22 protein-coding genes are annotated in these 24,330 nt (G+C 47.0%); 12 read left to right on the top strand and 10 right to left on the bottom strand.

Annotated elements, in window-relative coordinates; translation table 11 throughout:
• The first annotated feature begins 5 nt into the window (after positions 1 to 5).
• Both accA and KCO92_RS01205 read left to right on the top strand, forming a co-directional pair.
• Positions 6 to 929, top strand: a complete 924-nt coding sequence (accA, locus tag KCO92_RS01210; RefSeq protein WP_104695863.1) for an acetyl-CoA carboxylase carboxyl transferase subunit alpha — start codon at positions 6 to 8, stop codon at positions 927 to 929.
• Positions 930 to 1,023: 94 nt separating this feature from the next.
• Entirely contained in the window at positions 1,024 to 2,565 is a 1,542-nt protein-coding gene (locus KCO92_RS01205) for a flagellin A (protein WP_104695862.1), read from the top strand.
• 10 nt (positions 2,566 to 2,575) lie between these two features.
• Here the strand turns inward: KCO92_RS01205 and hemW are convergent, their stop codons facing one another.
• Positions 2,576 to 3,637: a radical SAM family heme chaperone HemW gene (gene hemW / locus KCO92_RS01200; protein ID WP_104695861.1), complete on the bottom strand. Its 1,062-nt coding sequence runs from the start codon at positions 3,635 to 3,637 to the stop codon at positions 2,576 to 2,578.
• Between the two features lie 54 nt (positions 3,638 to 3,691).
• On the opposite strand from hemW, the gene KCO92_RS01195 reads away from it, so the two are divergent.
• The 10 genes from KCO92_RS01195 to KCO92_RS01150 all read left to right on the top strand — a co-directional run bounded on the left by KCO92_RS01195 (position 3,692) and on the right by KCO92_RS01150 (position 13,780).
• Entirely contained in the window at positions 3,692 to 3,994 is a 303-nt protein-coding gene (locus tag KCO92_RS01195) for a c-type cytochrome (protein ID WP_104695860.1), read from the top strand.
• A 95-nt stretch (positions 3,995 to 4,089) separates the two neighbouring features.
• Complete coding sequence (locus tag KCO92_RS01190) at positions 4,090 to 4,560, top strand: RNA pyrophosphohydrolase (RefSeq protein ID WP_104695859.1); 471 nt, start codon at positions 4,090 to 4,092, stop codon at positions 4,558 to 4,560.
• Positions 4,561 to 5,763 (top strand): aspartate kinase, encoded by a 1,203-nt coding sequence (locus KCO92_RS01185; RefSeq protein WP_104695858.1) that lies wholly within the window; start codon positions 4,561 to 4,563, stop codon positions 5,761 to 5,763.
• Entirely contained in the window at positions 5,763 to 6,275 is a 513-nt protein-coding gene (locus KCO92_RS01180) for a HobA family DNA replication regulator (protein WP_104695857.1), read from the top strand. The genes KCO92_RS01185 and KCO92_RS01180 overlap by 1 nt, the downstream gene beginning before the upstream one ends.
• A complete protein-coding gene (locus KCO92_RS01175; protein WP_104695856.1) occupies positions 6,272 to 6,895 on the top strand; it encodes a DNA polymerase III subunit delta' in 624 nt (207 codons plus the stop codon). The genes KCO92_RS01180 and KCO92_RS01175 overlap by 4 nt, the downstream gene beginning before the upstream one ends.
• Positions 6,895 to 8,046, top strand: a complete 1,152-nt coding sequence (gene folP / locus KCO92_RS01170; RefSeq protein WP_104695904.1) for a dihydropteroate synthase — start codon at positions 6,895 to 6,897, stop codon at positions 8,044 to 8,046. The genes KCO92_RS01175 and folP overlap by 1 nt, the downstream gene beginning before the upstream one ends.
• A gap of 95 nt (positions 8,047 to 8,141) precedes the next feature.
• Positions 8,142 to 9,386, top strand: coding sequence for an aromatic amino acid transport family protein (locus KCO92_RS01165; RefSeq protein WP_104695855.1), 1,245 nt, complete (start codon positions 8,142 to 8,144; stop codon positions 9,384 to 9,386).
• A gap of 2 nt (positions 9,387 to 9,388) precedes the next feature.
• Entirely contained in the window at positions 9,389 to 10,798 is a 1,410-nt protein-coding gene (locus KCO92_RS01160; protein WP_104695854.1) for an L-serine ammonia-lyase, read from the top strand.
• Between the two features lie 20 nt (positions 10,799 to 10,818).
• Positions 10,819 to 11,820: an alginate lyase family protein gene (locus KCO92_RS01155; RefSeq protein ID WP_104695853.1), complete on the top strand. Its 1,002-nt coding sequence runs from the start codon at positions 10,819 to 10,821 to the stop codon at positions 11,818 to 11,820.
• 1,366 nt (positions 11,821 to 13,186) lie between these two features.
• A complete protein-coding gene (locus tag KCO92_RS01150; protein WP_104695851.1) occupies positions 13,187 to 13,780 on the top strand; it encodes a hypothetical protein in 594 nt (197 codons plus the stop codon).
• Positions 13,781 to 13,862: 82 nt separating this feature from the next.
• Here the strand turns inward: KCO92_RS01150 and pepE are convergent, their stop codons facing one another.
• From pepE to KCO92_RS01105, 9 genes are read right to left on the bottom strand one after another with little or no spacing between them, the layout of a single operon-like run.
• Positions 13,863 to 14,561: a dipeptidase PepE gene (pepE, locus tag KCO92_RS01145; protein ID WP_104695850.1), complete on the bottom strand. Its 699-nt coding sequence runs from the start codon at positions 14,559 to 14,561 to the stop codon at positions 13,863 to 13,865.
• Entirely contained in the window at positions 14,558 to 16,969 is a 2,412-nt protein-coding gene (gene ppsA / locus KCO92_RS01140) for a pyruvate, water dikinase (protein ID WP_104695849.1), read from the bottom strand. Before ppsA ends, pepE begins: the two co-directional genes overlap by 4 nt.
• 28 nt (positions 16,970 to 16,997) lie before the next feature.
• Positions 16,998 to 18,656, bottom strand: coding sequence for a bifunctional chorismate-binding protein/class IV aminotransferase (locus KCO92_RS01135; protein ID WP_104695848.1), 1,659 nt, complete (start codon positions 18,654 to 18,656; stop codon positions 16,998 to 17,000).
• 1 nt (position 18,657) lies between these two features.
• Positions 18,658 to 19,533, bottom strand: a complete 876-nt coding sequence (locus tag KCO92_RS01130) for a DUF2156 domain-containing protein (RefSeq protein WP_104695847.1) — start codon at positions 19,531 to 19,533, stop codon at positions 18,658 to 18,660.
• Positions 19,523 to 21,445, bottom strand: a complete 1,923-nt coding sequence (lysA, locus tag KCO92_RS01125) for a diaminopimelate decarboxylase (protein WP_104695846.1) — start codon at positions 21,443 to 21,445, stop codon at positions 19,523 to 19,525. Before lysA ends, KCO92_RS01130 begins: the two co-directional genes overlap by 11 nt.
• A complete protein-coding gene (locus tag KCO92_RS01120) occupies positions 21,442 to 22,008 on the bottom strand; it encodes a 2-oxoacid:acceptor oxidoreductase family protein (protein WP_104695845.1) in 567 nt (188 codons plus the stop codon). Before KCO92_RS01120 ends, lysA begins: the two co-directional genes overlap by 4 nt.
• A gap of 2 nt (positions 22,009 to 22,010) precedes the next feature.
• Positions 22,011 to 22,838, bottom strand: coding sequence for a 2-oxoglutarate ferredoxin oxidoreductase subunit beta (locus KCO92_RS01115; protein WP_104695844.1), 828 nt, complete (start codon positions 22,836 to 22,838; stop codon positions 22,011 to 22,013).
• Positions 22,838 to 23,968 carry a 2-oxoglutarate synthase subunit alpha gene (locus tag KCO92_RS01110; protein ID WP_104695843.1) on the bottom strand — a complete coding sequence of 377 codons (1,131 nt, stop codon included), beginning with the start codon at positions 23,966 to 23,968 and terminating at the stop codon, positions 22,838 to 22,840. The genes KCO92_RS01115 and KCO92_RS01110 overlap by 1 nt, the downstream gene beginning before the upstream one ends.
• The gene (locus KCO92_RS01105; RefSeq protein ID WP_104695842.1) at positions 23,965 to 24,306 is read right to left on the bottom strand and encodes a 4Fe-4S binding protein; all 342 of its coding nucleotides are present in this window, start codon (positions 24,304 to 24,306) and stop codon (positions 23,965 to 23,967) included. Before KCO92_RS01105 ends, KCO92_RS01110 begins: the two co-directional genes overlap by 4 nt.
• Positions 24,307 to 24,330: the final 24 nt, after the last annotated feature.

The raw sequence follows: 24,330 nt of genomic DNA, 5'->3' as shown, positions 1-24,330 counted from the left end.
CTAGAGTGGCAGTCTATTTGGACTTTGAAACCCGCATTAAGGGTCTTCAGGATGATATTGAGATGGCATCTATTCGAGGGGATGTCGATGCTCAAGAAATTCTTGAAAAGCGTTTGGCCAAAGAGATCAAGAATGTATACACCAATCTAACGGATTACCAGCGCCTACAACTCGCCCGTCATCCTGATAGACCCTATGCGATGGACTATATCGAACTCATTCTGCAGGATCGCTACGAAATTTTCGGAGATCGTCATTTCAGCGATGATAAGGCCATTGTAAGTTTTATAGGTAGGATTGAAGGCGTGCCGGTCGTGGTTATTGCCGAAGAAAAGGGGCGAGGCACCAAAAATAAATTGCAGCGTAATTTTGGGATGCCCAATCCTGAAGGCTATCGCAAAGCCCTCAAGAGTGCAAAATTTGCTGAAAAATTCAACTTACCTATTCTGATGTTAGTCGATACAGCAGGGGCTTACCCGGGTCTTGGCGCAGAAGAGAGGGGGCAGAGTGAGGCGATCGCCAAGAATTTGCAGGAATTTGCCGCCCTCAAAGTTCCCACGATTTCTATCATCATCGGCGAGGGGGGAAGTGGGGGTGCACTAGCAATTGCGATTGCCGACCGTTTAGCCATGATGGAATATTCCATTTTCAGTGTAATTTCTCCAGAGGGCTGTGCAGCAATCTTATGGAACGATCCAAGCAAAGCCGAGGTGGCCGTAAAAGCCATGAAAATCACTCCTACGGACCTCAAACAAGCGAAGTTAATCGATGACATCATTTTAGAGCCTCAAAGAGGGGCACACCGTGATAAGATTGAGGCAAGTCATGCCATTAAAAATTATTTCCTCACTCAACTTCCTTTGATCCAAGCAGGCGATTTTTTGACTTTGCGCTACCAAAAATTGATGCGCTGTGGAGCGTTTGCCTAAAAGTTCAGGTGGGGGAGTTTACAATTCAAAATTATGGCCGATATTAGAAAAACTAGAGCAAGGATGCTTTAGGTTAAAATAACAAGGAGTTAGTATGGCATTTCAGGTCAATACGAACATCAATGCGTTGAACGCCCACGCCGTGGGATTGGTTACACAACGCGACTTGAAAGAGTCGCTTGAACGCTTGAGTTCGGGTTTGCGTATCAACAAGGCAGCCGACGACGCATCAGGGATGACTATCGCGGATTCTTTACGCTCACAAGCAAAGAGTTTGGGACAGGCTATTTCGAACACCAATGATGGTATGGGGATTATCCAGATCGCAGATAAAGCAATGGATGAACAAATCAAAATCCTAGATACTATTAAGGTGAAAGCGACTCAGGCAGCTCAGGATGGGCAGAATACCCAGTCTAGGAAAGCACTCCAAGCGGATATCGTGCGCTTGATCCAAAGCTTGGACAATATCGGCAATACAACATCCTATAACGGACAGGCGTTGTTATCCGGTTCATTTTCTAATAAAGAATTCCAAGTGGGTGCGTATTCTAACGAAACCATTAAGGCTAGTATCGGAGCTGCTACTTCAGACAAAATTGGTCAGGTTAAGATTGCCACCGGACAGAATATCACTGCATCAGGTGAGGTGGCTCTCACTTTCAAGCAAGTTGATGGGGTGCATGATGTCTCTTTGGAGAGTGTGAAAATCTCAACAAGTGCGGGCACCGGGCTTGGTGTGTTGGCAGAGGTTATCAATAAGAATTCCAATGCTACTGGGGTGCGTGCGACTGCCAATGTGATCACAACTTCTGATGGTGCGATCAAATCAGGGAGTTTGAGTAGCCTGTCCGTGAATGGGGTTCAGATTGGGAATATTCTTGGTATCAAGAAGAACGATAGCGATGGGCGTTTGGTCGCTGCTTTGAATGCAGTAACAGCTCAGACAGGTGTGGAAGCTTACACCGATTCTGTGGGTCGCTTGAATTTGCGCAGCATTGATGGACGCGGAATCGATATCAAGGCAAATGCTACCAATGTAGACGCTCAGGGCTTGGCTTTGAGCACCCTTAATGGCGGACAAAATATCACTCAGGGTTCTGTAAACTTCGGTCGTCTCTCTTTAGTGCGTCAAGATGCTAGAGATATCTTGGTGGTTTCCGGGGCCAATGTAAGTGCATCCGCGGGCTATGCCGCCATCGGTTTTGCCAAAGGAACAGCGGCGAGCACCACTGTTAACCTTAGAGATGTGTTGGGCGAATTTAACCAGGCGGTGCGTTCAGCTTCTGGGGCCAACTATAACAAAACCCTAGCCTCTGAGAACCTCACTTTGGGCTCTGGAGTAACCACTTTGCGTGGAGCAATGGTTGTTATGGATATTGCCGAGTCTGCACAAAAAATGCTCGATAAAGTGCGCTCTGACTTGGGTTCTGTGCAAAACCAAATGGTGAGCACCGTGAACAATATCACAATCACTCAAGTGAATGTGAAAGCGGCTGAGTCACAAATCAGAGATGTAGATTTCGCTCAAGAAAGTGCCAACTTCAGCAAAAATAACATCTTGGCACAATCTGGTAGCTATGCGATGAGCCAAGCTAACACCGTACAACAGAACATCCTCCGTCTTTTAACTTAGAGACATTGTCCTAGTGGCTCAGCCACAGGGCAATCTCATCGGCTAGGAAAAAATCCTTGGCTACGAGGCGGTCGCCTCTTTGGTAGCATATGCTTTCGTTCAACATTGTTTCCATTTTTTCAGCCTTTAAGAGACTTGTCGACACTCCCAATATGCACCGCAAACCTAAAAATACCGCTTCAAAGTCCAAGTCTTTGTTGCTCAGTTGTTCCGTGCGTGCGTGCAAAGGATTGGCAATATAGGCTTTTACATCTTTAAGCTTGTAAAGACGCGCCTTTCCCACGCGTCCCACGGCTCCTGCCCCGCACCCAATGTATTCTAAGCCACTCCAATAATGTAAATTATGCTTAACTTTGTAGTTACGGGCATAATTGGAAACTTCATATTGTTCAAAACCCTGTGCGTGCAACATGGCGCGCATGGAGATATCCAATTCAGGGAGAACCTTAGGGGATGTTTTTGCCAGTCTGGTATTGTCTTCCAAAGTCAAACTATAAGCCGAGAGATGATCAATAGGTAATGTACTAGCCAACGCCACTTCTTTTTCTAAACTTTGAGGTGTATCTAAGGGTGTATTGTAAATGAGATCGACACTTAAATGTTCGATCGCACTTTTCTGGGCGTACTCTAGGGCTGTATAGACATTTTTAGGTGTGTGATCGCGTTGCAGGAAGTGTAATTTAGGTTCAAAGAAACTTTGCACCCCAACAGATAGGCGATTCATGCCTAGACTTTTGAGTGCAGCACACCACTCCAACGAGACCAAATCAGGATTAGCCTCCAATGTGATTTCAATGTGAGGACTTAAATGCGCACAATCTACAATAGTGTTAAAAATTTTTTCATAACACCTGGCATCGAGCATATTGGGTGTGCCTCCTCCTATGAAAATTGATTGTAGACAATCCCCTTTTAGCGAGGCTCTTAGGTCTTGACAAAGCGCTTCCACATAGGATTCTCTTAAGGTTTCCAACCCGCTGAAAGAATTAAAGGCACAATAACCGCATTTACTTTGACAGAAAGGAATGTGGATATATAGACTTCTAGGGAAAATGGAGCTAGTTTTAAGCATAGCTTAATCCTTGAAATAATACCATTATGGCATATTTTTGGTAAGGAGCTGGCTATGAAAAGGGCGATTCTGTTGGGGGCGGTTACTGGATTGAGTTTACTTTGGGCGGCTGACCCGGCGGTGCTAGTCAAGAAGTGTGCTGGTTGTCACGGGGCTGCCATGGATAGAAAGGCATTTGGAAAAGGGCATGTGGTCAATACCCTGGATAGTGCACAGATTAAAGAGGATTTGATGGGCTACAAGGCGGGCTCTCTCAATCGTTATGGTTCAGGGGCAATCATGCATAGCCAGGCCAAGAATCTCAGTGATGCAGACATCGATGCGTTGGCGAAATACATCCCCACTCTCAAAAAATAGATAGCCTTGTCGGGAGGTGGTTTTATGTACGCTTTAGGGCTGTGTGCTATAATTCCTTAGCTTAGTGCCCTTGTGGCATATGGAAAGGACTGCACATGGAGGCTCAAAAGAGCTATCGTCCCAATGTGGCCGCTGTCGTGCTTTCATCTTGCTATCCTAGGGATTGTGAGTTTTTTATCGCGCAGCGCATTGATATACAAGGGGCCTGGCAGTTCCCTCAAGGGGGGATTGATCAGGGTGAGACCCCAATAAAGGCTTTGTATCGTGAGTTGTTGGAGGAAATCGGTACAGATGCGGTAGAGGTTATCGCCGAATACCCTAAGTGGATCGCTTACGATTTTCCCCCTACGATGACCAAGAAACTTTATCCCTTTGATGGGCAGAAGCAGCGTTATTTTTTGGTGCGCCTTAAGAACAACACTTTGGTGAATGTCAAAACGCCTTCTCCAGAGTTTGATCGCTACGAATTCGTCAAGCCTAGGGAGCTTTTCTCTAAGGTGGTTCACTTCAAACGGCAAGTTTATCGCCAGGTTATCGGTTATTTTAAGCAGCAAGGGTATTTGTAGGTGCTGGTAGTGCAGAAATTTGGGGGCACAAGTGTGGGGAATTGTGCTCGTATTCAAGCTGTAGCTCAAAGAGTGATAGCCAGCAAGGCTCTTTTTGAAGATGTGGTGGTGGTGGTTTCAGCTATGGGGGACACCACGGACGATTTGTTGGAGCTGGCCCATTGTTTTGGCAATAGACTCAATCGGCGTGAGATGGATCGGCTATTGAGCAGCGGGGAACAAATTTCCAGCGCTCTCTTAGCCATTGCCTTAGAGTCTCTTGGGCAAAAGGCTTATTCACTGAGTGGTAGAGATGCAGGGATTTTAACCGACACGCACTTCATGTGCGCACAAATTTTAGAGATTGACACCGCCCGTATCCAGGACCTCTTGGCACAGAATTTTGTCGTTGTTGTGGCGGGTTTTCAAGGGGTAAGCAAGAGCGGAGAAATCACCACCCTGGGCAGGGGCGGGAGCGACTTAAGTGCGGTGGCGTTGGCGGGAGCCTTACGCGCCCAACTTTGTGAGATTTACACCGATGTAGATGGCATTTATACCACCGACCCGCGCATTGTGCCTCAAGCCCGCAAAATCGCCCAAATCAGCTATGATGAAATGTTAGAATTAGCCTCCATGGGGGCTAAGGTACTTTTTAACCGCTCTGTGGAGTTAGCCAAAAAGTATAGTATCCCCTTGATCACACGCAATTCCTTTAATGATAACCCTGGAACTCTCATCACCTCAGAGGAGCAAATTGTGGAAAAACCCATTGTGAGCGGGATCGCCCTAGATAAAGATCAGGCACGCGTGAATATCATCGATGCCTGTGATTATCCGGGTATTGCTGGAGAAATTTTTGGATTGCTAGCAGAGGCTAAACTCAATATTGACATGATCGTGCAGACCATTGGCAAAAATGGTAAGACCAATATTAATTTCACTTTGCCCGAAGGGGATGTAGAGATTTGTCAGCAAGTTCTTAAGAATGTGCGTGATATTGGCTCAGTCGAATGCGATCGCCAGGTAGCCAAGGTATCTGTGGTGGGTGTGGGCATGCGCTCGCATTCAGGCATCGCCAGTGCTGCCTTTAAAGCCTTAGCTAAAGAAAATATCAATATTTTGATGATCAGCACGAGCGAAATCAAAATTTCGGTGATCGTAGAGGTTTCTCTAGCGGAGCTCGCCCTCAAAACCTTGCACGAAGCGTTTAAATTGGCTTTGTGATGGAGCTAGTGCGTCGAGCACACCAAATTCTTCAAGAGCAACATGCTATGTTAGACTGCCCATGGCTAGAGTCTTATGATTGGGCTAATTTTAGCCATAGTATCCGCCATGTGTTAGAGGGTGGCAGTGTGCTTCTATGTGTGGATACAGAGCGCTTGTGGTTTAAACACTATGTTTTTGCCCACTTGAACGCGCAAAAGTTACGCCCTCTAGTGCCTATTGTGGATGGGTTGTCTGGATTTGCATCCCTCTTACAGGATACACAAGAATTTTCCTTGATTCGCCATCTCTTGGATTTGACCTATCAAAACTATATATTTTGGTATGTGGGCAAAGAAGGAGTATTAAGCGAACTCATTTCTAGCAAGGACCACTTTTTGTGGTTGCTTGATGGTCCAGGGGCACTTCTAAGCTCGTTGGATCCCATGTGCGATCTCAAGTTACTGCAATTTTATAAAGTCTTTGAAAATATCCTCTTTGAAAGTTTGTTAGGGAAATTAGCGCTCAAATGAGTAATCTTTTAATTCTTGCCAACGCTCCCAAACAAGAAGCTCTAGTGTATCAAAAAACACTGGACACACACACGCAACCTCCCATTTTTGTAGAGTTATTTGTGGAAGATGAGCTCAAGATAGAGCATGCCCACGAGATCAAGCGTCGTTGCGTGCTCACTTATGCGGGGGAGAAAATTTACATCATCGCCGCGCACCACTTCAATGTCTTTGCCCAGAACGCCTTACTCAAAATTTTAGAAGAGCCCCCTATTAATACGCGCTTTGTTTTAATTGCCAAGCACAAACACGCCTTGTTGAGCACCCTTCTCTCACGCCTTACCTGTGAGGATCGACGCACCCAGATCGCCCGTGAGCGTTTTCCCCTAAACTTGCACACATGCACTTTAGCCGATGTGTACACTTACTTACAAAACCTAGATAAAACCCCTCTCAATCTTGAAGAAGGCAAAGCGCAAATTCAGGCCTTTTTATACGCTTTGCAAGAAAGCACCATCTCCTTACCCTTGGATATGCTCGAGGATATAGATCGGGCCATGCGCGCAAATTCTTTGTATTACCGCGCCAGTTATAATCTCTTGCCCCTACTCTTGAGGGTGTTAGAACTAAGAGAAACATGATGTTTTTAGAGCGCATGTCTCCATCTAGTTTTGCCTTAGAATTAGAGCGCATCACCCCCCACCCTGTTGGCCAGGCTATCATGAGCCAAAAAGCCCGTCTCTTGGCTTTTAAAATCACTGATTTGCCTTTAAGTGCTGCTCTGACCCTCAAGCAGGAAGCTTTGCGTGTAGGGGCTGAATTAGCCACACCCAAGGATTGCATTTTAGCCAAGAAACCCGCCTATACATGCCTTTTAGTAGGCACTTACGACCAACTAGAACGCCTGCGTGTGAAGTGCACTTCTCAAGCCTTTGGGCTAAAACGATTGGCAAAGATGTTAGAATCCCATCTTCAATCTCCCGTTTTTGGCAACCCAACTCTGATGGGTATTATCAACATCACTCCAGATAGTTTTTACCCCCAGAGTCGCCACAATACCCAACAGGCTTTGGAGAAGATTTATCACTATTTAGAACAAAAAACCGCTTACATCGACATTGGCGCGGCCAGCTCGCGCCCTTTTAGCGCACGCCTTGAGTCACAAGAAGAAATCGTGCGTCTTAAAGATATTTGCCTAGAAATCAAAGCTAACAACCTAACCCGACACACCATTTTTAGCATAGATACCTATAATCCTAAGACGGCTGATTTTGCCCTACAACATGGCTTTCAATTACTCAACGATGTTAATGGTTTTAGAGACGAGCAAATGTGCCAAGTGGCTAGGGCCTATAGAGCTCAAGTGGTGCTGATGCATTCTAACGGGGTGCCTATGGACATGGAGCATTTTGCGCCCCATAAGCAACTCTTTTTGGAAATGGATCGCTTTTTTAGCGCACAACTAGAGCGCTTAGGCACATATGGGATTGACAGTATTCTTTTGGACATCGGTCTAGGCTTTAACAAAACCACTGCACAAAACTTAGCCCTTATCCAGCATTTAGAGCATTTTTTGCATTTTGGTTACCCTCTACTTGTGGGCGCAAGTCGTAAGAAATGTATCGGTGAGATTTGTGATAGAGAGGTGCAAGATCGCCTAAGTGGCACCTTGGCTTTACACTTAATCGCTTTACAAAGAGGGGCAAGTATTTTGCGCGTGCACGATATTGCTCCCCATCAAGACTTGTTGAAAATTTACGAGACTCTTTGTAGAGTGGAGTTACCATACTAAGCACTCAACCCATTGGTGGTGGAGCGTCTTTGATTTATGCTGTGAGGCTGGGGGAAAATCTGTTAGCATGAAAAAATCTCGTTAAAAGGGTGGTGATGGAGAAGGATAAGAGGATAAATCTCTTTGACATCCGCTGGATGTGGTCCATGTTTGGCACGGCGATTGGGGCAGGAATTTTGTTCTTACCCATCAAGGCTGGGGCGCAAGGCTTTTGGCCTGTGGTAGTGATGGCAATCTTGAGCTTTCCTATGACCTGGCTTAGTCACCGAGCTCTAGCGCGCTTTGTGAACGCGATTGGCAACCATGACATCACCCATGCAGCGACTTATTTTGGCAAAAGTGCCGGTTTTTTCATCACCTTTATCTACTTCTTTACCTTTTATCCCATTTGTCTTGCCTATGGAGTAGGGATTACCAACACCGCAGAATCCTTTTTTGCCCACCAACTCGGCCTCAACTATTTCGAACATAATCGCTTTTTTTTAGCGGAACACTTAGTCAGCGGCATGATCTTTGTGATGATCTTCAACACGACTATTGTTACGCGTGTTGCCAATGCTTTAGTCTACCCTATGGCGTTGATCCTATTTGTCTTTTCACTCTACCTCATACCCTACTGGAAAACTTCCATGCTTACGGAAATTCCAAGCTTTGGGGGCTTCTTTTCAGCACTTTGGTTCACACTTCCCGTTTTAGTTTTCTCTTTCAATCATAGTGCTATTATCTCTACCTTTGCTCAAGCGATCGAGAGGCGTTATGGGGAACTCAAGCACTTTAAAACTAATCAGATCGAGTTACTCAACACTTCCCTCTTACTCCTATTCGTTATGTTTTTTGTTTTCTCCTGCATTCTGTGCCTTGAACCCGCTGACTTTATCAAAGCGCGAGAACAAAATATCCCTATTTTAAGCTATTTTGCTAACACATTGGGCAATCCCATTATCGGTTATACGGGTCCCATTGTAGCGTTCTTGGCCATTAGCACTTCTTTTTTCGGGCACTACTATGGTGCTAAAGAGGGCTTAAAGGGATTGGTTGTGCAAACCTTGGTGAAAGATAAGCTCTCGCCTAGTTGTCACAGGAAGATTGATATTGCCGTAACCCTGTTTTTATGGATTAGCATCATTTTAGTTTCCTACTACAATCCAAGTATTTTGGGCTTCATTGAGAGTTTGGGTGGGCCTGCTCTAGCCACCATCACTTTTATTCTGCCCATCGTGGCAATGTATGTAATCCCTTCGATGAAAGTTTTTAGAAACTTTTGGGTAGATGTCTTTATCTTAGCTGTAGGCGTGTTAACTGTACTCAACGCCGTAATTGATCTCTTTGTCAAAGGATGAACATGGATATTAAAACCCAACAGGAAGTTTATACACAATCCATGACTTCTATTTTTAAAATCGGCATTGGACCTAGCTCTTCACACACTATAGGTCCTATGGATGCCTGCGTGCGCTTCTGTGCCTTACTTGCAGAAGAAGGGGTTTTAGAACGCACAGCTCGCGCATGCGTAACCTTGCACGGCTCTCTAGCTCTCACGGGCAAGGGACACTTGACAGATTTGGCATGTTTAGTGGGTTTAAGTGGGATTAGTGCCAAAAAAGTGAGCGTTGCCCAACGCCAAGAAATTGTGCAACGGGCTCTCAAAGAAGGGCATATTTTTTTGGCCCAGCACCATGATATTGCCTTTGATTTCCACAAAGATATTCTATTTGACAACAAAGCTTTAGAATTGCACGAGAATGGCATGGTGGTGCGAGCTTTTGATGCCCAGGGGAATTTACTGGCTGAGAAAACTTATTATTCTACGGGTGGGGGCTTTATTTACACACAAGAGGAGCTCAAGCACAAAAAGACAACCCCTACTCACGCCAAACATACTCCCTTTGACTTCAATAGTGCTAAAGAGCTAGAAGGGCTGTGTGCAGAGCACCATTGCCATATCCCCCACATCGTAGCCAGGCATGAAAGCGCGCTTTTTGGCGAGGATTATGCTAGAAACTATTGTTTGGAAGTGTATGAGGCGATGTTGGCCTGCTTTGAGAGTGGGGTGCACGCCCAGGAAAAACGCCTGCCCGGTTGCATCGGCATGGATCGCCTAGCCCCCAGTATTCAAGAGCGCATGAGCAAACACTCCAACCCACAAGACCCTTTAGCCGTGATGGACTACATCACCATGTATGCGCGTGCTGTGAGTGAGGAGAATGCCTGCGGTAACAAGGTAGTTACAGCCCCTACGAATGGCTCTTGTGGGGTAGTGCCCGCCGTGCTTCTTTACTGCCATAGGCATATTAAACCCCTTACTCAAGAGCAAATTGTGGATTTTCTGCTTACATGTTGTGCCATCGGCTATCTCTATAAAAAGAACGGCTCGATCAGCGGGGCAGAAGCGGGGTGTCAAGCGGAAGTGGGAGCGGCTTCTTCCATGGCAGCAGCGGGTTTTGCCTTTGTGATGGGCGGGAACGTGCACCAAGTTTTGAGCGCGGCTGAAATTGCGATGGAGCACCATTTGGGCTTAACCTGCGATCCTGTGGGCGGGTTAGTGCAAATTCCATGTATTGAGAGAAATGTCGTGGGCTCAATCAAAGCCGTTGCTGCGGCGCGTTTGGCTCTTGAAGATGGTTATCAGGCAAAGGTAGGCCTTGATGAGGTGATTTTAACCATGCTCCAAGTAGGTAAGTCCATTGATGCCAAGTACCGCGAAACCTCGCTGGGAGGTCTAGCGGTCAATGTCCATATTCCTAGGTGTTAAACGTAACATGAAGGAACGCGATGGCAAAAATGCTACTCTTAGGGCTATGTTTTTTAAGTGCTCTGCAGGCCACGCAATATTTTTTTAGAGACTTTCGCTCTGCTAATTTGGAGCACACTCTCCATTTGCATCGAAAACTTCAAAAGGAGATTCACGCATGCACACAACTCAACACACTGCCCCACTATACCCCAACGGGTGAGAGAAAAGCCGATCCATGTAGTGCAGAGTTCAAACGATCGGCCACTCTATCCTATGATTTGGCTTTGGGTTTTTTGACAAGTGGGAAACAAGAATACGCTCAAAGGGCTAGAGAGATTTTAGAGCAATGGGCGCAAAATCTTGGAGTGGTGGGCTCAAAGGAAGCCAAAAACCTGATCAATTTCTACATGCCTTATATGAATATGGCCTATCTCTTTATTCGCTCAAAATTTGCTAGTCCTCTATTTGAGCAATTTGCGCGTCGCATGCTAACCTACGCACGCTATGAGAAAACTAATAATATCGGAGCTTGGGCTATTCTTTTAGGCGTGAGCAGCGCACTTGTTTTAAATGATCCCGATCTGCTTTCGAGTATGGCGCATAAATGGCAAGAGTGGATTTTAAATGCCATTGATGAGAGTGGCGTGATGGCAAAAGAGATTGTGCGTAGCAACACTGCTAATTACAATGGCGGACCCACTAAGGGTATTAAAGGCATTGCCTACACACATTTTGCACTTACTCCCATCAGTGTGGCAGGGCAACTGCTTGCGGAAAATGGCTTTGATCTATGGCATAGCAGCGCTGCGCAAAAACTTTTTAAAGCCTATAACAAAGCCGCAGAATGGGTGCTCAACCCGAAGAGCTTTCCCTACTACCAACCAAACTTAACTGGTGTCTATCATGACGCCTATTTTCTGCTGTTAAACCAATACTTTAAAAGTATGGCAGGACAACAAGCAATCGAGCAGGGTCACTTTAAAGGTGACCATTTTAGACTGCAGTTCAACGATGACTTACATCATACACCAAGAACATAGTGCAAGAACGGCAGTAGAAGTAGCGCCTAATGATTTCTCTATCTTGCTATAGCGCTCGAGAACACTGCATGATAATGTTTAAGACACCCCCACGCTCTCCTCAATGCGGTTCATGCTCTCATTAAAGCGTTGGGTGATCACTGCGGTGTTGACTTGGCGCAATTCCGCATGATGGCCTGCACCTGCGTGCTAACCACTTCTCATAAGCGCAAAGAAGAGTTCAAATTATTGCGCAAGGAGCACATGGAGGCTTGCACGCCTTCTACTACGCCATTAGAAGTTTTTCTAAAGAAAGGGCATGCCGTGCTGCACCCATGCTCTCCCTAAAGGCATCTAATTGGGGTCTAATTCTAATACTGAGTTCGCTTTGCATGGGGAATAACCCTGAAAAAAATAATTAGAAGTTAGACACAAGAAAAAGTAAGACAAGACTAAATAGGCTAGAACAGAGATGCCTCCTGCTGCCAGGGGGTAAACCAGTTCAGGAGGACTGCCATGGGCGAGCATAGCAAGAAACCTTTGCGTGCATTTTGCCTCAAAATTTCTTTTTGGGGTTAAGTTCGTCTTGAAATTCAAGCGATAGCGCGCCACAGGTTCCCCGCTTTTGCGGGGAATTCCTCAAACAAGCTGGCTTTCTCAAACTTAATCCTATCTGTTTCTCCTACTTGATCCCGTGCGTCTTCTCTAACATCTCTTTAGTCAGTTGCGCGTAGGCCAAAGATTCGCTCACTTGCATGTGCATCACCTCATGGTAGTCAAAGTGTGGGTCATAGCCTAGTAAAAGCTATATCCCTCTTAAGTTTTTTATCCAAATTGCGCGTAAAACTCCGTCCTTTGGGGTGGAGATGTAAGCGCACTCTAAGAAAAGAAAGGCTAACCTTGCAATAGGTAAGTGAGGTTAGTGAAAGCCTGATGTGGCAGAGTTGGATGCGCTCATTCTAGCCACTAAAAACTAGCACGATGACAGGTTGGCAACTAATCTCCGCCCATATCAGTGGGTCTGTAAGTCTTTTGGGTTAGGGACTAGCCTTGCGGACTATAAACAGCAAAGCCTTTCGAGCTCAGAAACGCTGGTTTCTGTTAGTTAGGAAGCTCCTCCCTTTAGGGAGGAGCGGTTCACCCACACCTCTGAATTTGGCAATGGTCTTGGCTAGTTTCTCAAACTCTTCTAGGGGTAGTTGGTGAGTAAAAGCGCGCGATCAGATTCTCTATCAAATCCCACTAACTCGTTTTCAAAGTCTCTTCATGCTTTTTTAAAAGCCTTATGCCTATACTTAGACTACTCGCAGACTAATATTGGTCTAATTATGCTAGACTTCGAGGACACATATTAAGAAGGGCTTCAGATGCCGCTCGTCCCCCTTTGATGGAAAACTTTGTTAGTTCTGATTTATTCTTAGTGTTGGGAGCGGGGGGGTTAGTCTTTGCACGCACGCACGCGTACGCTGTGTTAAAGGCAGGCTTAGTGATGGGGGTGCTACTCTACCCTTGGGCTTTTTTGCACTTGTTGAATGGGAGTGCGTTAAATCTAAGTATGCTGTTTGTGGGCTTATTTGGCAAGCTTAGTCCTCTAGGTTTACTCGTGGCGCTGTGGATGGGGGGGATTAAACTAGGATTACGGCCGTACTCGCGCGCTGTGGCATTTTTTTTGGTGTTCTTTGGGGGTGTGGTTTTTGCGGACGCGCTGGGGTTTTTGCCCTTTAGTCTAGCTTACCCGCCCTTTGCTTGGATTAGTTTGGCTCTATGGAATGTGCTTGCTTACCGCGTGCATAGGGTTTTGGGTATACTATTTGCACTCGTACTCAGTTTCCAACTCTGGCACCCTGCCCCAGCACCCTACACCATGTTTATGGATATTTATCTATGGTTAGGGGCATTGTGGAGTCTGTTAGTATGTTTTTACTGCCGTGCTAAACACCCTTGCGTTCCAAAGCCCACAAGTTTAAAGCTACAGGGATAGACTGCAAGCATAAAAGGCCAATGCGTAAGGGTTGGGGTATTAACCCTATGGCTTTCAGCTATGGGGAGCGTGTCAATGGTTCCTAGCCAGAGATAGCGGGTCTTGTTTTGACGAGTTGGGGGGGTTGGTGGTGCTCGAATTTATAAAAGGGTTGGTTAGCCACATGCAAGGGGGTGTGTTGTTCCCCTTGCACCCAAAACGCCCCACCATCGGGTATACCATAGACGATTGCTTGAGGATTGAGGGCCAAAAACTCGATCAATCTCTCCTGCCGACTCTCCCCCTCATGATTAGCCGAGCCAGTAGGAAAGTGCGGGTTAATCTGATAGGGCACTAGGTTCAAAGCCTGCAAACTGTGGGGATAAGTAATGGGCATGTCATTAGTGGTGTGGATACTAGGAGTCGCTACATTAGAGCCAGCCGACCAGCCTAGATAAGGCGTGCCGACTTTAACGCGTTCTCTAATGGTCTCTAGTAAATTATGTCGATACAAACCCTCTAGGAGCTTAAAACTATTCCCCCCATTCATAATAAGCCCTGCGCAGGTGTGGATAATCTCCAACCCTCTATGCGCACCCACCACTTCTATGCCAAAATCTTCTAAGAGCGCGCGCATGTTGGTTTCGCATTCCTCTTGACTTCTAAGCACGCTTCCATAGGCGATCAAAGCGAGTTGTTTTCCTTTAAGCTGGTACACCTCTATAAACTTTTCAATCCAAGGCAGAGCGTAGGTTAAAAACTTGCCCTGGTAGAGCGCGCCTGAGAGCAAGAGTAAATTCACGCTTGCCCTTCCAACTGCACGACTCTATTCCAAGTGGCGATGACCGAGTCGGGGTTGAGCGAGAGGGAGCTAATGCCCTGCTTGACTAGAAACTCTGCTACTTCGATGTAATCGCTGGGGGCTTGCCCGCAAATTCCGCAATACTTGCCATGCCTTTGGCAGGCCTCAATGGCGCGCTTAAACATCTCCAGCATCACCGGGTTGCGCTCATCAAAGACATGGCTGACTAATTGTCCATCCCTATCCACGCCCAAAGTGAGTTGGGTTAAGTCATTCGAGCCGATCGAAAAGCCATCAAAGAGATTGAGGAAATCATCAGCCAAGATCACATTTACGGGCAATTCGCACATAATGTAGAGTTCTAGCCCGTTTTTGCCCGATTCTAGCCCATTTTTACGCAGAATCTCCAAGACCTTTTTAGCCTCCTCAATGGTGCGCAAGAAGGGGATCATAATCTTCATATTGGTCAGCCCCATTTTTTCACGCACCATGCATAAGGCCTCACACTCCCAAGCAAAAGCTTCTTTATAAAGGTCCGAATAGTAGCGACTTGCCCCCCTGAAACCTAGCATGGGGTTTTCCTCATGGGGTTCATACGCGCCTCCCCCTAGCATGCGCATGTATTCGTTGGACTTAAAATCGCTAGTGCGCACAATCACCGGTTTTGGATAAAAGGCCGCACTGATCATCCCCATTCCCTCAGCGATCTTTTTGACAAAGAAATCTTTAGGGCTCTCGTATCCCGCGATTAAATTTTCTAACTGATCGCGCTCAGGCACGCTTTTATTGTGGTGTAAATCTACTAAGGCTAGGGGATGAGCTTTGATCTGGTTGAGCATGATAAGCTCCATGCGCGCCAGCCCCACGCCGTGATTGGGCAATTGTGAGAATTTAAAGGCTTTCTCCGGGTTGCCAATATTGAGATAAATTTTGGTTTTGGGCTCTTGCATGGAATCTAGGGCGATGCGCTCCACTTCAAAGGCGTGCGCACCCGCATAGATATAGCCCGTTTCCCCCTGCGCGCACGAGATCGTAACCTCCATGCCCGTGTAGAGCGATTCGGTTGCCCCAATCGCTCCTACGATGGTGGGCACGCCAATTTCTCTAGCCACAATGGCAGCATGGCAGGTGCGCCCACCCCGATTGGTAACCACCGCGCTGGCCTTTTTCATAATGGGCTCCCAATCTGGGTCGGTGTTATCTGTAACTAAAATTTCCCCCTCCTTAAAGATATTCATGTGATCTAAGCTGTTGATCACGCGCACCTTGCCTATGCCAATCTTGCCCCCGATCGCCTTACCTGTAAGCAACGCCTCTTTAGGGGGCGCGCTCTTGAAATGATATTTTTCATACACCTTAGCATTCTGCTTAAGGCTTTGACTCTGCACGGTCTCTGGGCGTGCCTGCACGATGAAAATCTCCCCATTATCCCCATCCTTAGCCCATTCAATGTCCATCGGGCGGTATTGCCCCGCTTCTTTGGTATAATGTTCTTCAATAATGGCTGCATCGCGTGCCAAGTTTAAAATATCGCTATCACTTAAAGAAAAACTATGTTGTTCCTTGGGTGTAGTGGGAATGGTTTTAGTGGGGTGTTCGCTCCCCCGACTCGCATATACAATTTTATTACTCTTATCGCCCAATTGGCGTTTGATAATGGGTTCTTTGCCCTGGGCTAGAGTGGGCTTAAAGACATAAAACTCATCGGGATTTACTAACCCCCCCACCACACTCTCCCCCAAGCCCCAGCTAGAAGTGATAAAGACTGCGTTTTTAAAGCCCGTTTCCGTGTCAATAGAGAACATCACCCCCGCACTGGCTTTGTCTGCACGCACCATTTTCTGCACCCCCACGCTTAAAGCTACTTTTAAATGATCAAAACCCCTAGAAGCGCGGTAACTGATAGCGCGATCGGTGAAGAGCGAGGCTAAACACGCCTTGATGTAGTGAATGAGTTCGGTTTTTCCCTTGATATTCAAATAGGTGTCTTGTTGTCCAGCAAAAGAGGCATCTGGGAGGTCTTCAGCGGTAGCAGAGCTACGCACGGCTACATCCGCCTCACGCATGTGATATTCATCACTGAGTATCTGATAGGCTTGTAGGATTTCATCGCGTAAATCAGCAGGCAGAGGCGTGCCAAAGATGAGGTCGCGAATCTGCTTGGAGCGCATTTTTAAAACATCTAATTCGGTCGCATCCACACCTTCTAATAGGTCTACAATTTGGGCTTTAATGCCCCCTTTTTCCAAGAGATACCAATAGGCATCGCTGGTAATGGCAAAGCCATTAGGCACTTTGATCCCACTAGGCACGAGTTCTTGAAACATCTCCCCAATGCTCGCATTCTTACCTCCAACTAGGTTAACATCTCTGTTGTTGATCTCTTTGTAAAACTTGATGTAGCGCATAAAACCCCTTTATGGTATGGTGTGCAAATTATAACATGGGCTCTTCTAGCCTGACCTCCACCACGCCCCTAATGGCGTTGGTGGCATAAATCTTATCTGCCCGCCTCAAGTCCTCTAAGCTCAATGTCTTAGGAGTGCAACGCCCCGCCTCGATCAAACGGGTAACCCCCACTCCTTTTAAAAGCCCTGTGCCAAATGCTGGGGTGTAGAGTTGTCCCTCTATCTCTAACATGAGATTACTGCGTGCTCCTTCGCTAAGTTGCCCCTCAGGAGTGTAGTGCAACACATCAAAACAACCCCCCCTTTGGATCTGCGTGCGTGCCTCTTCATACCACGGGGTGTAGGTGGTCTTGTGGATTAAAAAATCATTACAGGGGTCTAGGGGCTTTTTGGCTAAAAGCAATTTCGTGCTCTTGGGGGGTTCTAGGGGGCTGTATTCTAGGCTATAGCTTCCGTCTTTATGCCATAAGAGGCGTAAAATGCCATCTTGGGTGGGCTGGTAATGTTCTAGCCAGTCTTCATAGACAAAGTTAAAATAACGCGCACTTGTCTTTAGACGCTGGGCGTGCAAATCTCTATGGCAAATCTCCAAATGGCGCACTAGCATAGTTTCAATCAGGCTAAACTCGATCTTAGGCAAGATAAAGAAACTCTTTAAATAGCACTCTTGGTATTCCGATTCGAGCTGGCTGGCCTGAGTTACTCCACTGCCCACGCACAAAGTGTAGGTTTGACTCTGCGTAGGCGCGCACATGGTGCGGATGGGCACATTAAAAAAGGCTCGCTCAGAGTCAATAATCCCAATCGCTCCGCAATACACGCCCCGCTCATGTTGCTCTAAATCTTGTATGAGTTGCATGCTTTTCTTTTTAGGTTCGCCTGTTACCGAGCTAGAGGGGAAGATTGCCTCTAAAATGGGGAAAAGTCGGGGGCTTTTGAGCGTGCCCACTAAAGTAGAAGTCATTTGAAAGAGAGTTGGGTGGGCTTCCACTTCGCACAGCTTAGTAACCTCCACCTTGTGGGCGATTTGGGCGAGCTCCTGGGTGAATAAATCCACCACCATGGTGTTTTCATTACGATTTTTAGGATCGTTTTGCAAAAATGTTTTATTGTGTGCGTCTTGCTCTGGGGTTGCTCCCCGTGCGATCGTGCCCTTCATGGGCTTGACTCGTATGGTCTGCGCGGCATAATCCAAATCAAAAAACAATTCGGGCGAAAAACTTAAAATAGTTTCAAAGGGGCTTGGCAAAAAAGCGCAATAGGGGGTGTGTTGGTTGATCAAGACTTGCTCAAAAGTGGCGCGGGGTGTGGCGTGGGTTTTGAGATGCAAGGGCAAAGTTAAATTCACCTGCGCGCATTCCCCCTTGTCAAATGTCTCTTGAATTGCCTTAAATTGATGGGCATAGGTGTTAAAATCTATGGGCGTGCTGATTTGGGGGTAAAAAGCCATGTTTGCTGGAGGTTGAGGGGTGTAGGCCTCTTTGCTAGCGAACTGGGTAAAGTAGGCAATGGGGATTTTAGAGGTGGTCGCACTTAGGGCATTGTAGTGAATATAACCCACAAAGTAGCCCGTATGGCGTTGTTCATCGATGCGCTCACACAAATCTTGCAATTGGGCATGGTGAAATGCCTGAAAACTCTGCAGGGGCTGGGTGTAGTGAAACGCGCCAAAGATGGCTTCTTGCATGTCAATCCTTATAGTTAGCGTGGAATTTTTGTAGTAAAAAGGCAGGGTGATAGCCCATTTTGGCTTGGCGCAAGCCCTCAATGCCTAAATCCTCTTCGCGATTGACTAGGGGGCAGTCTTTAAAGGCGTGGGCTAAGAGTTGTTGGTTGATCATCTGGTAAGCTCCGCGTACACGGGGGTCTGCCTTTTCGATGTGTATCACTGCCATATCCGTATTAATTCTCTCCCCAAAACTCATCGCCACCACGCGCTCCCTTATGCGGATAACCCCCCCTTGTAATTGCAACTCTTCGAAGACAGCTAGCGTGTCCAAAATGCCCCGATGCTCGTCATCTAAGGCCTGATCTTCCTGCCTTAAGGTGCGCCATTCTGTGAGAGCACTGGCAATTTGATCGCGATTGTGCGCGCCGATGGGTTCGTAAGTGAAGTGGGGGTATTGTTTTAAAAAGGCGTTGAGGTGATTTTTCTTTTTATGGTATTTCTTGCCCTGCAGGGCAACGAGTTCGGCAGTGCGGTAGATATAGTCAAAGCGATCTCGCCTTGCCTCAAACGCAAAAACATTGGGAAAGTACACCTCTAGTTCTTGCTTATGTTGTTCCTCTAGGGCGCGTAGCTCTAGTTTGGGTTCTAATTCTAATAGGGCTTGAATAACCGCCCTTTTATTCCCCGCCCCGATGGGGTAAAAATAAAAAGGGGTTTGCTTAGGGTATTGTGTGCGGATCACTACACAGCCACACACAAGGGCTAGACGAATGTCCCTAGCATTTTTCCACAAATACAAATTGGTAAAATTCACATCCGCCACGCTAAAATTATCCGCTTGCAAATGCGCGTCTAACAGCCCTTTTAGCTCTAAACTCAGGGGTTTAAACTCCACTTGTTCTCCGTGTGGTGGAATAAGTGCCTAGACATAGGGGCTCTAAATGGGTGGGTAATTCTAGGTCTGCATTGGCTTCTAGCAAGCACCCTAGTGGTGTGGCTAAAAAGTAGGGGTCTGTGCACGCGCTCAAAAGGACTTGCACTTCTTTTCCCTCTGTGGGAGCAAACCACCACGCGCGCCGTGTAGGGTTTTCCTGTGCCAAGAAGCCAAAACGCCCCACGAGCAAACACCATGTGCTCGCGATTTTAAAGCTATGCGCGATCTCTAGGCATTGGTGCTCAATATGCACACTCAAGGCTTTGAGCCCTTGTGCGTAGGCATTACTACCCCGCACCTCAAAAAGCCCGTAATCCACACCTTTAAGCAAAATCGCCTCAAAAAGCGTCAGAGGGTTGTAGAGTTTTAACTTAAATTGTTGCCCCAAAAGCCTTCTAGCTGTGCTTGTGTGGGTGCTGATCCCCACTTTTTCAGGGCCTACCAATGCCCTTGATACGCTTAAAATCTCTGTGTAGATGCTCTCTAGTTGAGCGCCTACTTTCTTAAAAATTTGGGCCTCTCGCACAGGGTTATACATGCTCAAAGCGCTCTTTTGCTTGTCTTGGGCGATTTCTTGACTTAAAGCTAAACGGGTATTTAACAGCTTGCTCAATGCCTCATCAATGCGATCGATCTGTGCCCTCTTAGCATGGATACCTATACTCTCCAAATGCCCGATCTCATGGGCGATGTTGTCGAAAAAGTTTTCTCGATCTCTTAAAATATGTACACGACTCTGCTCTAAACCTAGCTCTAAAATCTTAGGACGGCTGTTGTAACGACTAGCCATGCTCGCCCCATAAGCTCCCGCCTGCTTAAACACCAGCAAATCCCCCCTAGCCACCCCTCTTAAAGCTACCCCTTTTAAAAAGCAATCTGCGCTCTCACACACCGGGCCCACAATGTCAAAAAGAGCTTGCTCGCCCTCTTGGGCGTTAAGCACCTCTACTTGATGGCGCGCCCCATACAACGCGGGGCGCACAAAGTCATTCATCCCCGCATCAACTACCACAAAATTCTTCTGCGCGCTAGACTTGACATATTGCACGCGACTAACTAGCACTCCGCTATCAGCCACAATTCTGCGCCCCGGCTCACAGATTAAAGTCAAGTCTAATTTTTGCGCCACGCTTTTAAGGGGTTTAGCGTAGTCCACAATGCTAATACACCCCTTGCCCTCGTCCACGCCAAGCCCTCCGCCCATATCTAAAAACTTGAGTTCTACCCCACTGGCTATTAGAAAGCGCGCGAGCGCGCTCATTTTTTCGCTCGCTTCTTTGATGGGTTCTAGCTCGATGAGTTGGGAGCCAATATGACAATGCAAGCCTACCGGTTCTAAGAAGGGGGATTGTTTGGCAAACATAAACATCTGCACCGCCTCTTTTTCCTCTACCCCAAATTTATTTTCCCATAGACCCGTAGAGATATGGGGGTGGGTTTGTGCATCAATGTTGGGGTTAACCCGCACACTGATACGCGCGGGGGTGTTTAAATTTGTAGCGATGCGCTCAATCAGCTGGAGTTCTTCAAAAGATTCCACATTTAAAAATAAAATTTTGCTCTTTAGGGCTTCTTGAATCTCGCTCTCTAGCTTGCCCACCCCGCTAAAGATGATTTTATAAGGGGGGATGCCCGCTAGCAGGGCACGGCGCACTTCATAAATGGAGACACAATCCCCCCCCGCTCCCAAACGCGCTAGATGGGCTAATAAACTTAAATTAGAATTGGCTTTCAAGGCATAACAAATCAGGGATTTACCCCCGCTAAAGGCGTTTTTAAACTCTAAAAAGGCCTCCTCGATTTGATCAAAGTTATAGAGATAAAAGGGGGTGGGATGCGTGGCAGCAATGCCCGCAATAATGTCTAAATTCAAGAGATTTTCTTTGCTTCCAACGCTTTGAGCGCGTGCGCTTCTCCAATCTCAAAGGCTTTTTTATTGAGTTCTGCCACTTTAGCTGGCACTTTGGAAATCATCGTTTCGATCACCTGGGCGCGTTCCACGCACTCCATTAAGGTGATGGTAATAGCCAGCGCAACCACAGATTGGGTGATGATATTGCCCACCTCATCTTTGGCAATACTAATAATGGGGATTTTGTAGAGTTGAAACTTGGCCTCATCCTCTGGAGTGGGATGGACTAAGTTGGGGTCAACTACCACCACACCCCCGGGCTTGACATCGCTCTTAAAAATGCTGTAACTGCTTTGGGCTACTGAGAGCATAAAATCGATCTCGCCCCGTTTGGCATAAGGGTAGATGATTTCTTCGGAGCTCAAAATAATGTCCACTTTGGTAGGCCCACCCCTCACTTGGCTGGTGTAAGTAGAAGTTTTAGTGCCAAACCCGCCCGTGGCGATCTTGGCTTCGGCTAAAATCTCTCCAGCTAGCAAGACCCCTTGTCCGCCTACGCCCGTAAAACGCAATTCTAAACTCATGGCTAGTTCCTCTCTTTCTTAGAGGCTTTCTCAATCACACCCTCGTAAGCCTCGCAATACTCCACCTTAGAAGTGTCATGTTTGAGCACACCGGTGGGATACTTGCCCTCCCTCTCCTCAGGGCTTAAGGCTTCGTATTGGCGTTTGCTCAGTAAACGAGATTGAATCCACGCTAAGGTCTGTGCCGCCTCGCCCATTTTGTTTTTGCGCCCCAAATTGATATGGCAATTACTATGCACATCCACAAAGCTAAAGCCCTTATGACTAAAGCCTTCCGCTAGAGTGCGCTCCAATCTCTTGGGGTCTAATACACTCTCGCGCGCGACAAAACTCGCTCCCGCGGCCATGGTGATCTCGCATGGGTCAAAGTGATTGTCAATATTGCCACTTTGGGCGGTAACTGTCCACATGCCATTAGGCGTAGTGGGGGAGGTTTGTGAATTGGTGAGCCCATAGATGAAGTTATTGACCAACACCAAGTTAAGATCGATATTGCGTCTGCAAGCATGGATGGTGTGATTCCCTCCAATAGCAAAGCTATCTCCATCGCCGGACACCACAATCACATGTTTTTTGGAGTTGGCTAACTTAATCCCGGTGGCGTAAGCCAGTGCGCGCCCGTGTGTGGTGTGTACAGTATTGCAATTCACATACGAACTCATGCGCCCGCTGCACCCAATCCCACTCACCAAGCACACATCGTCCATATTCCAGCCCAAGCTATCGATGGCGCGGATAATGCACTTTAAGATCACCCCATCACCACAGCCCCAACACCAGAGCGTGGGGGTTTTATCTACGCGTAAATATTCATCATAATCAAATGCCATTAGAGCTCCTTTATTTTTAGCGCAATCTGCCTAGGGGTAAAGGGTCGTCCATCGGCTTGTAACAACGCCTCCACTTTGCGCCCCATGACATGTTCAATCTCGTGCACATACTGCCCCTTATTGAGCTCTACCACAAGGATTTTTTCGAAGCGTTCACCTAAAACCTTGAAGCGTTCTTGGGGGCTGGGCCAAAGTGTGAGGGGGCGGAAAAAGCCAATTCTCTTAGGATGATTTTGCGCTTTTAAATCTTTTAAAGCCTCTTTGATCGCGAGCGAACTCGAACCATAGCCAATCACGAGCACATCCGCATCTTCTAAATCCATCTCTTCATTCTTGCAGACAATGTCGCTTTTAGAGTCAATTTTATGAAAGAGTCGATCGATGAGTGCACCTCCAATTTGCGCATCCTCTGTGGGGAAGCCAATGGGGCCATGGTGCAAGCCCGTGATATGGTAACGATAGCCTTTAAAGAAGGGATTGAGAATAGCCGACTCATCTTGGGGCACGCCGTAAGGCTGGTAATCCTTAGGATCGCCCTCAAAAACGCGCCGATTGATCACGCTCTCCTGGACTGCCTGCAAATCGGGTAATTGCACCCGACCATACATGTGTCCGATGGTTTCATCTAGGAGCAAAAAGACAGGAGTCATGAGCATTTCAGCCAGATTAAAAGCGCGCAAAGTTTCGCTATAAATCTCCTCTAAATTGCCCGGAGCCAAAGTTACGGATTTAAAATCTCCGTGCGAGGGGTGTTTTAGAAAACTCACATCCCCCTGAGCTACACGGGTGGGCATCCCTGTGGAGGGACCTGAGCGCATGACATCTACAATCACAAGGGGGGTTTCTGTCATAAAGGCATAACCAATCTGCTCTACTTTAAGAGAAATCCCCGGCCCCGAACTAGCTGTCATGGATTTTACTCCACTCATGCTAGCCCCCAGTGCCACACACACCCCTCCAATCTCATCCTCCATTTGGATGAAATGCCCTCCATGTGCAGGCAAGAGTTTGCTCATCGCATGCATGATGTCCGAGCTAGGCGTGATCGGATAGCCCCCAAAGAAACGACAACCCGCATCGATTGCCGCTTTAGCGACTAAATCATTGCCATCAGAAATCACTTCTCTCATTGACCCCTCCCCTGCGCGACACTCTCTTCTAAGAGCATGTAATGGTTAGCCCGCACTCTAGCACCTCTCTCTTCGGCATCCTTAGACACCTTAGCAAATTTGAACTCTTTTTTTTCAGCGACATAAATGGCAAAATCTGGGCAACCCAGTTCGCATTTACAGCATCCTATACAGCTCTCCGGATAAGCCACCTTAGCCACTTTGCCTAAAATATGATCCAAGCGCACACCCATGCCTAGCACTCCGGCCGGACACACAGATACACATAAATCACAACCTTTACAACGCGCCTCATTCACCCAAACGGGCACACCCTGAGGAGCTACCATCTTGGACATCAAAACTCCTTGATTGACACGACT

This window comes from Helicobacter salomonis (assembly GCF_017979425.1).
Lineage (GTDB): Bacteria > Campylobacterota > Campylobacteria > Campylobacterales > Helicobacteraceae > Helicobacter > Helicobacter salomonis.
This window is presented reverse-complemented; position numbering and strand designations above follow the sequence as displayed.